The 14,590-nt window shown below is 66.9% G+C and carries 14 protein-coding genes; 8 read left to right on the top strand and 6 right to left on the bottom strand.

Annotated elements, in window-relative coordinates:
- Positions 1-5: 5 nt before the first annotated feature.
- From GVL12_RS02910 to GVL12_RS02900, 3 genes are read left to right on the top strand one after another with little or no spacing between them, the layout of a single operon-like run.
- Positions 6-1,520, top strand: coding sequence for an AMP-binding protein (locus GVL12_RS02910; RefSeq protein WP_159911147.1), 1,515 nt, complete (start codon positions 6-8; stop codon positions 1,518-1,520).
- Positions 1,517-2,701 (top strand): thiolase family protein, encoded by a 1,185-nt coding sequence (locus GVL12_RS02905; protein ID WP_159911146.1) that lies wholly within the window; start codon positions 1,517-1,519, stop codon positions 2,699-2,701. Before GVL12_RS02910 ends, GVL12_RS02905 begins: the two co-directional genes overlap by 4 nt.
- 40 nt (positions 2,702-2,741) lie before the next feature.
- A complete protein-coding gene (locus GVL12_RS02900; protein WP_200843452.1) occupies positions 2,742-3,425 on the top strand; it encodes a nitroreductase in 684 nt (227 codons plus the stop codon).
- Here GVL12_RS02900 and GVL12_RS02895 read toward each other — a convergent pair.
- Positions 3,422-4,810 (bottom strand): heavy metal sensor histidine kinase, encoded by a 1,389-nt coding sequence (locus tag GVL12_RS02895; protein ID WP_159911144.1) that lies wholly within the window; start codon positions 4,808-4,810, stop codon positions 3,422-3,424. The two genes, GVL12_RS02900 and GVL12_RS02895, sit on opposite strands and share 4 nt — an antisense overlap.
- Complete coding sequence (locus GVL12_RS02890; RefSeq protein ID WP_159911143.1) at positions 4,807-5,481, bottom strand: heavy metal response regulator transcription factor; 675 nt, start codon at positions 5,479-5,481, stop codon at positions 4,807-4,809. The genes GVL12_RS02895 and GVL12_RS02890 overlap by 4 nt, the downstream gene beginning before the upstream one ends.
- A 184-nt stretch (positions 5,482-5,665) precedes the next feature.
- Between GVL12_RS02890 and GVL12_RS02885 the strand changes: the two genes are divergently transcribed.
- Complete coding sequence (locus GVL12_RS02885; RefSeq protein WP_200843451.1) at positions 5,666-6,100, top strand: DUF4148 domain-containing protein; 435 nt, start codon at positions 5,666-5,668, stop codon at positions 6,098-6,100.
- A gap of 87 nt (positions 6,101-6,187) precedes the next feature.
- On the opposite strand, the gene GVL12_RS02880 is transcribed toward GVL12_RS02885, so the two are convergent.
- The 4 genes from GVL12_RS02880 to GVL12_RS02865 form a co-directional block, all read right to left on the bottom strand.
- Positions 6,188-7,153, bottom strand: a complete 966-nt coding sequence (locus GVL12_RS02880) for a tripartite tricarboxylate transporter substrate binding protein BugE (RefSeq protein ID WP_159911142.1) — start codon at positions 7,151-7,153, stop codon at positions 6,188-6,190.
- 249 nt (positions 7,154-7,402) lie between these two features.
- A complete protein-coding gene (locus tag GVL12_RS02875) occupies positions 7,403-8,644 on the bottom strand; it encodes a CaiB/BaiF CoA-transferase family protein (protein ID WP_159911141.1) in 1,242 nt (413 codons plus the stop codon).
- Between the two features lie 178 nt (positions 8,645-8,822).
- Entirely contained in the window at positions 8,823-10,016 is a 1,194-nt protein-coding gene (locus GVL12_RS02870) for an acyl-CoA dehydrogenase (RefSeq protein ID WP_159911140.1), read from the bottom strand.
- A 143-nt stretch (positions 10,017-10,159) separates the two neighbouring features.
- Complete coding sequence (locus GVL12_RS02865) at positions 10,160-11,077, bottom strand: LysR substrate-binding domain-containing protein (protein ID WP_159911139.1); 918 nt, start codon at positions 11,075-11,077, stop codon at positions 10,160-10,162.
- 143 nt (positions 11,078-11,220) lie between these two features.
- On the opposite strand from GVL12_RS02865, the gene GVL12_RS02860 reads away from it, so the two are divergent.
- The 4 genes from GVL12_RS02860 (at position 11,221) to GVL12_RS02845 (ending at position 14,587) form a co-directional block, all read left to right on the top strand.
- Positions 11,221-12,396 carry a muconate cycloisomerase family protein gene (locus GVL12_RS02860; RefSeq protein ID WP_159911138.1) on the top strand — a complete coding sequence of 392 codons (1,176 nt, stop codon included), beginning with the start codon at positions 11,221-11,223 and terminating at the stop codon, positions 12,394-12,396.
- Positions 12,397-12,450: 54 nt separating this feature from the next.
- Positions 12,451-12,729 (top strand): muconolactone Delta-isomerase, encoded by a 279-nt coding sequence (gene catC / locus GVL12_RS02855; RefSeq protein WP_159911137.1) that lies wholly within the window; start codon positions 12,451-12,453, stop codon positions 12,727-12,729.
- A 42-nt stretch (positions 12,730-12,771) separates the two neighbouring features.
- A complete protein-coding gene (locus GVL12_RS02850) occupies positions 12,772-13,758 on the top strand; it encodes a tripartite tricarboxylate transporter substrate binding protein (protein WP_159911136.1) in 987 nt (328 codons plus the stop codon).
- Positions 13,759-13,825: 67 nt separating this feature from the next.
- Entirely contained in the window at positions 13,826-14,587 is a 762-nt protein-coding gene (locus tag GVL12_RS02845; RefSeq protein WP_159911135.1) for an alpha/beta fold hydrolase, read from the top strand.
- Positions 14,588-14,590: the final 3 nt, after the last annotated feature.

The following is a 14,590-nucleotide window of genomic DNA, read 5'->3' as shown; positions in this document are numbered from 1 at the left end:
TGTCGATGCAGATTTCCTGCGCGCTGTCGCTGGCTGTGCCTGACCTGGGCGCGTCCTTGCCCGCGCCGTTCGAACTGGTGCACGGGCCGCTCGCGCACTGGAGCCAGGTGCAGCCCGAGGCCGTGGCGCTGTCCAATGGGCACGAGCAACTGGGCTTTGCGCAGTTGCATGCGCTTGTCGAGCGGCAGGCTGCGGCGCTGCGCGCGCGTTCGGCGCCGGCCACGGTGCTGCTCCAGGGGAGCGGCTCGGGCCTGGAGCGCATTGTCGAGTTTCTTGCGGTGGTTGCGAGCGGGCGCTGCGCTGCCGTCGCCGACCCCGAATGGCCCGCGGGCGTGCAGGCGCGCATCGCCGCGCAGTTCGCGCAGCAGCCGCCGGCCGATATGCCTGAACCAGGGCCGCAGACACCGTTCTATATCGGTTTCACTTCGGGCAGCAGCGGCCTGCCCAAGGGGTTTCGCCGCGACCATCGCTCATGGACCGAGAGCTTTCGGGTCTCGGCCCAGGACCTCGGGGGCGCCGCGACGCAGCGCGTCTTCGCGCCCGGGCGCCTGTCGCATTCGCTGTTCCTGTTCGCCGCGCTCTGGGGGCTGTGGAGCGGCGCGGGCGCAGAGATCCAGGAGCGCTTTTCCGCGGGCCGCGCGCTCGCGCGCCTGCAGTCCGGCGAGTTTCCGTTGCTGGTGGCTGTTCCCAGCCAGTTGCAGCTGATGCTCGAATGGGCGCAGCGCCGCCATGCGCCGCCGATAGCCGGTGTGGCGCTGCTGCTGATCAGTGGCGCGCGCTGGATGCGCGAGCGCACGCCCGCGCTGCAGGCGCTGTTTCCCCAGGCGCGCATCATCGAGTTCTACGGCGCGTCCGAAGCCAGCTATATCGCCTGGATGGACGCCGATCCGCAGGCGCCCGCGCAGGCAGTGGGCCGGCCGTTCAGCAATGTGGCGCTGCGCATAGGCGCCGACCCGCTGGCCGAGGGGGCGGGCGACAACGGCGGCGAGCCGGGTCTGATCTGGGTGCGCAGTCCCATGCTGTTCATCGACTATGTGGGGCATTCCGACGGCTCGGCCGCGCTGCGGCGTGGCGACTGGCTGTCGGTGCGCGACATCGGCCATATCGACGCCCAGGGCTGGCTGCACCTGCGCGGGCGTGAAAGCCGCATGATCGTGACCCAGGGCAAGAACCTGTTTCCCGAAGAGGTCGAGGCGCGCCTGCAGGCCCATCCGCAACTGGGCCAGGTGTCGCTGCACGGCGTGGCGGACGGCCTGCGCGGCCATGCGGTGCACGCGGTGCTGCAGTCGCCGGTCGACGATGTCTGCCCCATGCCCGACGCGCTCGCCCTGGCGCAATGGTGCCGCGAGACGCTGGAAAGCTTCAAGGCGCCGCGCCACTGGTGGCTGTGGCAGGGCCCGTGGCCGCTCACGGCCAGCGGCAAGACCGACCACGCGACGATTGCGCGCGCGCTGCTGTGCCAGGAGCAGGGCGATGCCGCAGCCGGCACCGCGCCGCGGTATCTGCAGCCATGGTCATGAACCCGGTTTCCATTCCCGTCATTGCCTGGGCGCGCAGCCCCGTCGCCCCGGTGGGCGGCGCGCTGTCGCGGCTGCAGCCCCATGAACTCGCGGCGCCGCTGGTGCGCGCGCTGCTGGCCCAGGCCGGCTTGCCGGCCGAGGCGGTAGACGCCGTGGTGCTGGGCAATGCGCTGGGCGCGGGCGGCAATCCGGCGCGCATGCTGGCGCTGGCCGCGGGCCTGCGCGAGAGCGCCGCCGCCTATACCGTGGACACGCAGTGCTGCGCGGGGCTGGACGCGATCACGCTGGCCTGTGGCCTGCTGGCATCGGGCCAGGCGCGCATGGTGATTGCCGGCGGCGCCGAAGCCTGGAGCCGCGCGCCGATACGTCAGCACCGGCCGCTGCAGCCGCAAGACCCCGCGATTGCGTATGAGCGCCCGGCGTTTGCGCCCTGGCCCGCGCGCGACCCCGACATGCTGCAGGCCGCGGCCGACCATGCCCAGCGCATCCAATGCCAGCGCGTGGCGCAGGACGCCTATGCGCTCGCCAGCCATGGCCGGGCCGTCGCGGCACGCGCCGCGCTGGGCGCGGAAATCGTCGCGCTGCAAGGCCTGGACCATGACGCTTATCCGCGCGCGCTGCGCGCCGAGCGCGTGGCGCGCATGCCTGTTGCCGCTTTCGCGGCCGTGGCGCAGGCACCGGGCGGGGCCGATTGCGCCGTCAGCACCGTGGCGATTTCTCCCAAGGCCGACGGCGCGGCGCTGCTGCTGCTGGCTACGCCCGAAGCCTGCAGCGCGTGGGGGCTGCGGCCCGCGGCGCTGTGGCGCGGCGCCGTGAGCGTGGGCGGTGCGCCCGAAACACCCATGCTCTGCGCCGCGACCGCCGCGCGCGCATTGTTGGAGCGGCTCGCGCTGGGCGTGCACGACATCGACCGTTGGGAACTGCACGACGCGTTTGCGGTGCAAGGCCTGGCCTTCCGTGCGGAACTGGGGCTGGCGCCCGAGCGCATCAACGCCCAGGGCGGCGGGCTGGCGCGCGGCCATCCTATAGGCGCTTCGGGCGCGATCGCGGCCGTGCGCGTGCTCGCGCAACTGCAGGCGCAGACGCGAGGGCAAAATGCGGGTCCTCAGCGCGGGCTGGCCTGCATCGCCGGCGCGGGCGGCCTGGGCGCGGCCGCGATCTTTGAAAGCCTGCGCGCCTGAACGCGCAGCCACATGCATGCATTCTTCCTCTTCCGATTCCTTGACATCCACCGGGGCCGCAGACTATGTGGCGCTGGTGCGCAGCCGCCGTTCGGTGCGCGGTTTCCTGCCCGAGCCCGTGCCGCAGGCCTTGCTCGAAAGCCTGCTCGAGACCGCACGCCAGGCGCCCAGCGGCGCCAACCTCCAGCCCGGTCGCTTCTGGGCGCTGCAGGGCGCGGCGCGCGCGCGCGTGAGCGCGGCGCTGTGCGCGGCGGTGCGCACGCAGCAGCCCGCGCGCGAGGAGTACGACTACTTTCCCCAGCCCATGCCCATGCAACTGCGCAAGCGCCAGGTGGCCGCGGCGCAGGCGCTGTATCGCAGCCTGGGCATTGCGCGCGGCGATGCCGCGGCGCGCCAGCAGCAGTTCGAGCGCAACTACCGCTTCTTCGACGCGCCCGTGGCGCTGCTCGTGACGCTGGACCGCGATTTCGGCAGCGGCGGTTTCATGGACTTGGGGCTGTGCCTGCACGGCCTGCTGATGGCGGCCCATGCGCAAGGCCTGGGGGCCTGCGCCATCGGCGCGCTCGCGTCCTACCCGGAAATCGTGCGCCGCGAGCTGGGCCTGCCCGACAGCGAAGTCGTGGTCTGCGGCGTGGCCCTGGGCTGGCCCGACCCGCAGGCGCCTGACAACCAGACGCAGACCGAGCGCGAGCCGCTGGCCCAGTATTTCCAGGTGCTGGCTTAGGATTCCCGTTGTGCTATCGATTCGGGCCCGAAACGCAGGATGAAGCGCGTTTCCTCGGGCTGGCTGTCGACCAGCACCTGACCTTTGTGCATCTGCATGATGGACTGCACGATCGCAAGCCCCAGCCCGCCCGAGTCGCCGGGCTGCGCGCGCGCCGGGTCGCAGCGGTAGAAGCGATCGAACAGCCGGCCCAGGTGCTCGGCGGCTATGGGCTCGCCCTGGTTGACGACTTCGATGTCCAGCCCCAGGGCATGCGCCCGGGTGCGCAGCGTGATCACGCTGTCGGCCGCGCCGTAGCGCAAGGCATTGGACACCAGGTTGGCCAGCGCGCGCGCCACCAGGGAGAGGTCAGCGACCAGATGGCCCTGGGCCAGGTTGCGCATCTGCATCCGGCGCTCTTCGGCCATGCCTTCGAAATAGTCGCAGACCCGGCCGGCGAGCTCCGACAGGTCCAGGGGCCGCAATTGCAGCATGGCTTCGGGCTTTTCCGCGCGCGCGAGAAACAGCATGTTGTCTATCATGCGCGCCAGGCGCTCGTATTCCTCCTGCTTGGAGACCAGCAGGTTCTCATAGTCCTCGACGCTGCGCGGGTGGTTGAGCGCCTGCTGGTTCTGTCCCATGAGGTTGTTGAGCGGTGTGCGCATTTCATGCGCGAGGTCCTCGGAAAAGCGCGACAGCCGTGAATAGCCTTCTTCCAGGCGTTCGAGCATGAGGTTGAGCGCGCTCGTCAGGCCTTGCAGCTCCTGCGGCTGCCGTTGGGCATCGAGCTGCAGGCCCAGCTGCTGCGGGTGGATGGCCGCGGCCTGCAGGCTCAGGCGGCGCAGCGGCAGCAGGCCGCGGCGCACCACTTCCCAGCCCAGCGCAAAGGCCAGCAGCACGCCCGCCAACCAGGCAAGACCGAGGTTGGCGCGGTAGGCCGCGAGCATCTGGATGCGCGAGGTCAGCAGCGTGCCGGTGATCACGTTGAGGCTGCCGGGTGGGTATTCGACATGCGCCCAGGCCAGCCGTGCGGGCTCGGCGCCGGGGTTGTCGAACAGCACCGGGTCGCCGGCGGCGGGCAGGGCCGGGCGCTGCATGCCGGCGGGATTGATTTCCGCCACCAGCTCGCCGCTGTCGTTGGTGATCCAGAGAATGTTTTCCTTGCTGCCCAGCGTGTGGGCATAAAGGTGGAGGTGTTGCCGCAAGGTTTCCACATACTCGGGGTCGCCCGAAAGTATGCGCATGCGTTCGACGCGGGCGATCAAGGCTTGGTCGTCACGCTGCTCGAGTTCATTCTTGAGCGTGCTGTAGACATATATGCCCATGGCGCCAAACAAGATAGCGCTCACGGCCGCGAACATCAAGGCCAGCCGCAGGCGCAGGCTGATCTGCTCGAATCTCTTCATTCCGTTTCTGCCTCGATGCGGTAACCCATGCCGCGCACGGTCTGAATGAGCTTGGTGTCGTAGCCGTCGTCGATCTTGGCGCGCAGCCGGCGTATCGCGACGTCCACGACATTGGTGTCGCTGTCGAAGTTCATGTCCCAGACCTGGGAGGCAATGCGCGTGCGCGACATCACTTCGCCCTGGTGCTGCAGCAGCAACTGCAGCAGCGCGAATTCCTTGTTGGTCAGCTCTATGCGCTGGCCCTGGCGCGTGACGCGCCGGCGCAGCAGGTCCATCTCGAGATCTGCGAGACGGAACAGGTCGGGCTCGCGCAGCGGCGTGCGGCGCAGCAGCGTGCGCACGCGGGCCAGCAGTTCGGCATACGAGAACGGTTTGACCAGGTAATCGTCGGCGCCGAGTTCCAGCCCCTTGACGCGGTCTTCGATCGCGTCGCGCGCGGTCAGGAACAAAACCGGCGTCTGGTGGGTTTCACGAAACTTGCGAATGAAACTCCAGCCGTCCATTCCGGGCAGCATGACGTCGAGAATCAGCAGATCAAAATCGGAGTTGCGCGATAAATGCAGGCCATCGACGCCGTTATATGCGACTTCGACCTGGTAGCCGGATTCCGTCAAACCCTTTTGAAGATAATCCGCGGACTTGACTTCATCTTCAATGATCAATATGCGCATGGGGTGCTTTTCCCGTTCCGGTGGAAGGCAGTAATGGTAGTGGGTAATGCGATTTCAGACATGACAAAAACGTAATGTCTGCGCAATCTTCGCGTCAGCGCTCCTGTCACAGAATTGTCTTCATCCGCTTAGGTGCCGGCCCGTCGGACCGCTGCCTTCCTTGAACACCGTTTGAAAGGTTCCCATGAACTCCATCCGTCACAGCGCTTCGATTCTGATTCTGTCCCTCACGGCCGTGGTCGCAGGCCAGGCCCTGGCCGCCGAACCCGCCGCCGGCCTGAGCCGCGCACAAGTCCTTGCCGACCTGGCCGATGCCCGGCGCACGGGCAACATCATCGAAGGCGAAATCGGCCTGCCACGCAACGCACTCTACCCGCAGCAATACCCCGCGCAGCAGCAAGCAGCCGGCAAGACACGTGCCCAGGTGCTCGCCGAATTCGCGCAGGCCCGCGCCAATGGCGAGTTGTTCGAGCCGGTCACGGGCGCGCGCATGAGCGATCTGCGTCCCGACCTCTATCCCCAGGCCGCGCAAGGCCAGGCACTGACGCGTGACGAAGTGATCGCTGGCGTTCAGCAGGCGCGCGACGCCGGCCAGCTGTATTTCGGCGAAGGCGGTTGATCCCGGCCGCAGGCCTGTGAATGCAAAAACCCCGCCATGGCGCCATGGCGGGGTTTTTGCATTGAAGTGGTCCGAGGGGCTTCCTGGTTAATCCATGGTCAATTTCTGCTTGACGACCACGTCCTTGTAGACCGCGAGCTCTTCCTTCATCTGCTGGGCGAACTTCTCGGGGGTGTCGGCCTGGATGATGGAGCCGGTTTCCTCTATGCGCTTGCGGATTGCCGGGTCCTGCAGCACCTTGCGCACCGCAGCATTGACCTTGTCGACGATTTCCTTGGGCAGGTTCTTCGGGCCGAGGATGCCGTAGTAGGCCATGCGGTTCACGGGCTCGAGGCCGACTTCCTTGAACGTCGGCACGTCGGGCAGGGCGGGCACGCGCTCGGGCGCTGCGACCACGAGTGGGACCAGGCGCTTTTCCTTGATGAAGGGCAGGGCCGAAGGCAGGTTGTCGAAAATCAGCGGCACCTGGCCGGCAACCGCATCGTTGAGCGCCGGGCCCGAACCGCGGTAGGGCACGTGCATGATGTCCGTGGCCGTCGACAGCTTGAACATTTCCATCATCAGATGGGTGATCGAGCCCGTGCCGGGCGAGGCGTAGGAATACTTGGCGGGGTTCTTCTTGATTTCCTCGAGGAACTGCTTGTAGTTCTTGCCCGCGAACTGGGGATGGGCCGCGATCACGTTGGGCGTGGCCGCAATGTTGATGACCGGCGTGAAGTCGGTCGCGACGTTGTAGGGGATCTTGGGGTTGATCGCCGGGTTGGTCGCCGTGGTCGACACGGTGGCCATGCCCAGGTGGTAGCCGTCGGGTGCGGCACGCGCGGTTTCCGCAGCGCCTATGCTGCCACCGCCGCCGCCGCGGTTCTCGACGATCACGGGCTGGCCGAGCTCACGGCCCAGCGGATCGGCGATCACGCGGGCGATCAGGTCGGTGGTGCCGCCCGCGGCAAAAGGCACGAGCAGCTTGATGGGTTTGCTGGGATAGGCGGACTGCGCGAAGGCGCTGCCGAAAAGGGAAAGAATGCCCAATGCCAAAATGCTTTTGCGAACCATTGAATTGTCTCCAGGTAATATTTTGTTCAACGTGACAATATGCTAATGGAATTGTTGGTTGTTCAGTTTAGCGGCGACAGTTAAATACTTCAGTATTTTCCCTTGGTGGTATTTTTATTTGAGGCGTGCTGGTGCCTGCATAAAACCCGACAGGATTTTCTGCATATTAAATACGGGCCCGGATAAGGATATTGTCCGGCCCTGTTGCACGACGTGATGGCGGCCGGGTAGGCCGCATCCGCTGCGGCTTTAGATAGCGCGGGCCGTGCGCAGCGCGTCGATGCGTGCTGCGTCCAGCCCCAACTGCTGCAGCACCTCATGGGTGTGCTGGCCCAGTGCGGGCGGCGCGCGGTGGTAGACCACGGGCGTGCCCGACAGGCGCATCGGGTTGGCGACGCCGGCCACGGCCGGCATGCCGCCATCGGTGTCGCGCGGCAGTTCGATGCGCAGGCCCCGGGCCTTGACCTGGGGGTCGTCAAAGGCCTGCGCCACGGTATTGATGGGGCCGCAGGGCACGGCCTTGTCTTCGAACAGCGCGATCCAGGCGGCCGTTGTGCGCTGCAGCAGCACGGGCTCCATCAACGCCAGCAGCGCCGCGCGGTGCTGCACGCGTGCGGTGTTGGTCGCAAAGCGCGCATCCTGCGCCCAGCCGGGCTCACCGATGGCCGCGCAAAAGCGCGCGAACTGGCCGTCGTTGCCTATCGCCAGCAGCACGTTGCCGTCCTGGGTCACGAAGTCCTGGTAGGGCGCGAGGCTGGGGTGCACATTGCCCGCGCGGCCCGGCGCTTCGCCGGTCGCGAGATAGCCCGCGGCCTGGTTGGCCAGCACCGCCATGCCCACGTCGAGCAGCGCCATGTCGATGTACTGGCCCTGGCCGCTGCTGTGGCGTGCGTTGAGCGCCGCGAGAATCGCATTGCTTGCGTACAGCCCGGTGAACACGTCGATCACCGCGACCCCGGCCTTGAGCGGACCGCCGCCGGGCGTGCCGTCGGCGTGACCCGTGATGCTCATCAGCCCGCACATGGCCTGGACCATCAGGTCGTAGCCCGCGCGCTCGGCATACGGCCCATCCTGGCCGAAGCCGGTGATAGAGCAGTAGACCAGGCGCGGATTGAGCGCCTTGAGGCTGTCGTAGTCGAGGCCGTACTGGCGCAGGCCGCCGACCTTGAAGTTCTCGACCACGACATCGGCTTCGCGGGCCATCTCGCGCAGCAGCGCCTGGCCTTCGGGGTGGGCCATGTCGATGGTGATCGAGCGCTTGTTGCGGTTGCAGGCCGTGAAGTAGCTGGCGTGGCGCGAGTCCTGGCCGTTCTCATCGCGCAGGAACGGCGGGCCCCAGTGGCGGGTGTCGTCGCCCGCGACCGGGCGTTCCACCTTGATGACGTCGGCGCCCAGGTCGGCCAGCATCTGGGTGCACCAGGGGCCGGCAAGCACGCGCGACAGGTCGAGGACCTTGATGCCGGCGAGGGCGGTGGGGGGGGGTGTGGTCATGGGGGCTTCGACTGGAGGGAGGGCCGTTCATCCTTCGACGCGGCCGGCTAGGCAGGCTCAGGGCGAACGGGACAACCGTTCGTGGTGAGCTTGTCGAACCATGAACGTCCTGTCCTCAGGCTCAGGACGTAAGGAACTGCCGAGCGGCACGGAGGCCATGCCACCCGGCTGACTGCAATCAGTTCGCGAACGCCGCAATCCCGGTCTGCGCGCGGCCGAGAATCAGCGCATGCACATCGTGCGTGCCTTCGTAGGTGTTGACCACTTCGAGGTTCACGAGGTGGCGGGCGACGCCGAACTCGTCGCTGATGCCGTTGCCGCCGAGCATGTCGCGCGCCAGGCGGGCGATGTCCAGCGCCTTGCCGCAGTTGTTGCGCTTGATCAGCGAGGTGATCTCGACCACGTTCTGGTGCTCGTCCTTCATGCGGCCCACGCGCAGCGCGGCCTGCAGGCCCAGCGTGATTTCGGTCTGCATGTCGGCGAGCTTCTTTTGCACCAGCTGGTTGGCGGCCAGGGGGCGGCCGAACTGCTTGCGGTCCAGCGTGTACTGGCGCGCGGTGTGCCAGCAGGCTTCGGCCGCGCCCATCGCGCCCCAGGCGATGCCGAAGCGCGCGCTGTTGAGGCAGGTGAACGGGCCCTTGAGGCCGCGCACTTCGGGGAAGGCGTTTTCTTCGGGAACGAACACATCGTCCATGACGATTTCGCCGGTGATCGAGGCACGCAGGCCGACCTTGCCGTGGATGGCTGGAGCGGTAAGGCCCTTCCAGCCCTTTTCCAGGATGAAGCCGCGGATCTGGCCGACTGCACCGGTCTCGGAGACTTCCTTGGCCCAGACGACGAACACGTCGGCCACGGGGCTGTTGGTGATCCACATCTTGCTGCCCTTGAGCTTGTAGCCGCCGTCGACCTTGTAGGCGCGCGTGGCCATCGAGCCCGGGTCGGAGCCGTGGTCGGGTTCGGTCAGGCCGAAGCAGCCGATGAAGTGGCCGCTGGCCAGCTTGGGCAGGTACTTCTGCTTTTGTTCTTCGCTGCCGAATTCGTTGATGGGCACCATCACCAGCGAGCTTTGCACGCTGGCCATGGAACGGTAGCCCGAGTCTATGCGTTCGATCTCGCGCGCCACCAGGCCGTAGCTCACGTAGTTCAGGCCGGCGCCGCCGTATTCGGTGCCAATGGTCGGGCCCAGCAGGCCCAGCTCGCCCATCTCGCGGAAGATGGTGATGTCGGACTTTTCATGGCGGAACATTTCCAGCACGCGCGGCGCCAGCTGGCCGTCGCAATAGTCACGCGCGGCGTCGCGCACCATGCGCTCGTCTTCGGTGAGCTGTTGGTCGAGTTGGAAAGGATCGTCCCATTGGAATTGGCCGGCCATGTTGTGTCTCCTCGGATGCGGTGGATATGCGGGGCGCTTGCGTCACCTTGCTGCGGTTTGCGCATGGTGGGCAGGTACTGGCAGCGATCGTAGGCCGTTGCCTTTACCCGGGCAAACGATTTGTTTGCATCCAGATATGAGATTCATGCATGAATGGGTGGGTCGGGCGGAGCGGGCCACTGCTGCTGCACGCTCTGCGTGAGCAGCCCCGCGAAAGCCTGCGCGGCCGCGCTGCGCGAAGTGCGCGCATTCCACAGCAGGCTCGCGGTGCGCAGCAGCGGCGGCTCCAGCCCGAGCGCGCAAAGGCCCTGGCCATGCAGCGCCGCGGCGCGCTGCGGCACGATGCAGGCCAGTTGCGCGCCCCAGTGGCAGGCGGCGATCAGCGCGTGCACCGATTCCATCTCGACCATCACCTTGGGCTGCACGCCCGCGGCGCGAAAATGCTCTTCGAGCAGCCGCCGCGTCGCAAAGCGCCGCGACAGCAGCGCCAGCGGCACGTCCTGGAGCTGGCGCAGTTGCAGCGGTGCCCGGCCCGCGAGCGGGTGCGAGGCATGGGCGACGAACTGCATGTGCTCCTCGAACAGCGGTTCGGAATCGACGCCTGCGATGCCCGCGGGGTGAAAGGCCATTCCCAGGTCCAGGTCGCCGCTGAGCAGCAGGGCTTCGATCTCGGGCGCGAGCAGCTCGCGCAGCACCACATGGATCTTGGGGTAGCGCGCATTGAACGCCGCCACGGCCGAGGGCACCAGCGTGTGCAGCGACGTGGGAATCACGCCCACGGTGAGCTGGCCGGCCTGCAGGCTCGCCAGATCTGCCAGCGCCATGCGCCCGGCTTCGAGCTCCTGCAGCGCGCGCGCCGCGTAGTCCTTGAACACCCGCCCAGCCTGCGACAGCTTCAGGCCCCGGCCCACGCGCTCGAACAGCGGCACGCCCAGCTCCTCCTCGATCTGGCGCAGGCCGTGCGACAGCGTCGACTGGGTGACGAACAATTGCTTGGCCGAGGCGGTCAGGTGCTCGGTGCGGGCAATGTCCAGAAAGTAGCGCAGCTGTCGGATTTCCATGCAAGCAGTCCAGGCAAAAGGTAAACGTTCGAAATTATCGAATGAATCAACAGAAATAAATCATTGGATTGGATAAATAACCGACATTAAGCTGTACTCCAGCGGCATTTTTCTTCCTGCCCAGCCGCCGCAAAGAGATCCGCATGAGCAACGAATTCACCATCGAGCGCATCCAGGTGCGCATTCTGGACATCCCCACGATTCGCCCGCACAAGCTGTCGTTTGGTGCCATCCAGCGCCAGAGCCCGGTCATCGTGCAGCTGTGGCTGCGCAACGGCGCCTGCGGTTTCGGCGAAGCCGCGACCATCGGCGGCCCATCGTGGAACGAGGAGTCGCCCGAGAGCATCGCCCATGCAATCGAGAACTACCTCGCGCCGGCCGTGCTCGGGCAGCAAGCCGGCGGCATCGAGCAGGTGCTGGCGCGCATGGACCTGGCCTGCAAGGGCAATGCGTTTGCAAAATCAGCCGTGGAGATGGCGCTGATCGATGCGCTGGCGCGCACGCTGGACATTCCCGCCTGGCAACTGCTGGGCGGCAAGCTGCACCAGAGCCTGCCCCTGGCCTGGACGCTCGCCAGCGGCGACGTGGAGCGCGACCTGCAGGAAGCGCAACTGCGCCTGGAGCAGGGCCGCCACCGGATCTTCAAGATGAAGATCGGTGCGCGCGCCCCCCAGGACGATGTGGCCCATGTGAGCCGCATCGCGCGCGGCCTGCCCGCCAGCGCCACGCTCACGGTGGACGTGAACCAGGCCTGGGACGGCAACACCGCGCGCCGCTACCTGCCCCAGCTGATCGAGGCCGGCGTGACGCTGATCGAGCAACCCGTGGCCAGGTGGAACGTGCCCGCGCTGCGCCAGCTGACGCAGGAACTCCAGGGCGCGCTGATCATGGCGGATGAAACCGTCTGCACGCCGCAGGACGCGATGATGCTGGCGCGCGAGCAGGCCTCGCATGTGTTCTCGCTCAAGGTCGCCAAGCACGGCGGCCTGCTGCGCACGCGCAAGGTCGCGGCCGTGGCCGAGGCGGCCGACATCGGCTGGTATGGCGGCACCATGCTCGAGACCTCGATAGGCAGCGCGGCTTCGGCCCATGTGTTCTCTACGCTGCCCGGCGCCCACCATGGCTGCGAACTGTTCGGCCCGCAACTGCTGGTCGACGACATCGTCGAGCAGCAGATGGCTATTCGCGATTTCGAACTGCAGCTGCCCGACGGCCCGGGCTATGGCCTCACGGTCTCGCTCAGCCAGCTCGACCGCTTCGACCGCGCGCTTGCCGGCCAGCAGCCGCTGCACGTGGACCTGGGCGCAGCCCGCGCCTGACATTTCCCGGCCCCACGCCCGCAGCGTGCGGCCCCATCCTCAAAGGAGACGCCGATGTTATTTCTTGTACGCATGGATGTGCGCATTCCCCATGACCTGCCCGCAGAGCAGGTCAACGAGATCAAGCTGCGCGAAAAAGCCTATTCGCAGGAATTGCAGCGCGATGGGCGCTGGCAATCGATCTGGCGCGTGGTCGGCGAATACGCCAATTACAGCGTCTTCAACGTGGCGTCGAACGACGAACTGCACGACCTGCTGCAGGGCCTGCCCCTGTTTCCCTACATGGACATCGACGTGACACCGCTCGCGCGCCATCCCTCGGCGATCGCCTGAGCGCCGCTGTCCAGAACCAAGCACCTCTGAAGGAGACAAAAAATGAAAACCCGCTTTCTGCAAAAAACCCTGCTCGGCGCCGCGCTCGCCGCCTGTGCCGTTTCCAGCTTTGCCCAGGGCACCGTCGGCAACTGGCCCGACAAGCCCGTCAAATGGATAGTGCCTTTCCCGCCGGGCGGCGCAATGGATGCGATCGCACGCACGCTGGGTGAAGTCGCGGGCCGCAAGCTGGGCCAGCCTTTCGTCATCGAGAACAAGGCGGGCGCGGGAGGCAACATCGGCGCGGACGCCGTTGCCAAGTCGCCGGCCGACGGCTACACGCTGATGATCACCTCGATAGGCATGGCAACCAATGGCGCGCTCTACAACAAGCTCAGCTACGACCCGATCAAGGATTTCGCACCCGTGAGCCTGCTGGCCGTGGTGCCCAACATCCTGGTCGCCGGCCCCAAGCAGTCCGACGTGAAGAGCGTCAAGGACTTGATCGCCAAGGCCAAGCAGAATCCCGACAAGCTGACCTATGCGTCGGCCGGCAATGGCACTTCGATCCATCTCGCGGGCGCGAGCTTCACGTCACTGACCGGCGTGAAGATGCTGCACGTTCCGTACCGCGGCAGCGGCCCGGCCGTGACCGATCTGCTCGGCGGCCAGGTCGACTTCATGTTCGACAGCATCACCTCGGCGCGCCCCCACATCGAGGCCGGCAAGCTGCGTGCGATCGCCATCACCACCAAGACGCGTTCGCCGTCGCTGCCCGACGTGCCCACGGTCGCCGAAGCCGGCGTTCCCGGCTATGAAGTCTCGCCATGGTTCGCGACCTTCATGCCCGCGGGCACGCCCGCGCCCATCGTCGAGAAGCTCGGCAAGACGCTCAACGAAGCGATGAACGACCCCGAAGTCAAGAAGCGCCTGAGCGTGATAGGCGCCGAGCCCATTGGCAGCACGCCGCAGGCGCTGGCTGCCCACCTGAAGACCGAAACCGAGCGCTGGACCCAACTGATCAAGGAATCCAACATCAAGGTCGATTGACCTTATCCTTACCGGGCCTGCTTGCAGGCCCTTTTTTCATCCAGCCCCCATTTTTTTCGCTGCTGCCATGCCCGAATTGCATTCCATCGTCCAGGGACAAGGTCCCGTCATCGTTCTGAGCCACGCGCTGGGTTGCGACCTGCACATGTGGGACGAAGTCACCGAACTGCTGCAGGATCGCTACACCGTCGTGCGCTACGACCACCGCGGCCATGGCCGCTCGCCGGCCAGCGACACGGATTTCAGCATGCATGACCTGGCCAGTGACGCGGCGCAGCTGATCGCGCGCCTGGGACGCGGCCCGGTGCATTTCGCCGGCGTGTCCATGGGCGGCATGACGGCCCAGGCGCTCGCGGCGCTCCACCCGGACGCGGTGCAGAGCATCACCGTCGCCAACTCGGCCGCGCACTACGACGCGGCTGCGCGCCAGGGTTGGCAGACCCGCATCGAGACCGTGGCGGCGCAGGGCGTGGCGGCCATTGCCGATGGCGCCCTGCAGCGCTGGCTGTCGCCCGATTTCCTCGCAGGCAATCCGGCGCGCGTTGCGCAGATGCGCGCCACGCTGGTGCAGATTCCCGCCCAGCCCTACGCCCAGGCCTGCGCGGCGGTCGCGGGCATCGCCTTGCACGAAACCAATCCCTCGATCCGCTGCCCGGCGCTGGTGATAGGCGGCACGCTCGATGCGGCGACGCCGATGGCGCTGTCCGAGGAAATTGCCGCTGGCATTGCCGGCGCCGAACTGGCCTCTATAGAAGCCGCGCACATCAGCTGCGTGGAGCAGCCGGCGGTGTTTGCGCAGCTGCTCGATGGATTTATCCAGCGGGTCTGAGCG

The organism is Pantoea sp. 18069 (assembly GCF_902706035.1).
GTDB lineage: Bacteria > Pseudomonadota > Gammaproteobacteria > Burkholderiales > Burkholderiaceae_C > Comamonas.
Note: the sequence above shows the minus strand (reverse complement) of the source record. Positions and strands in the feature narration are given on the sequence as shown.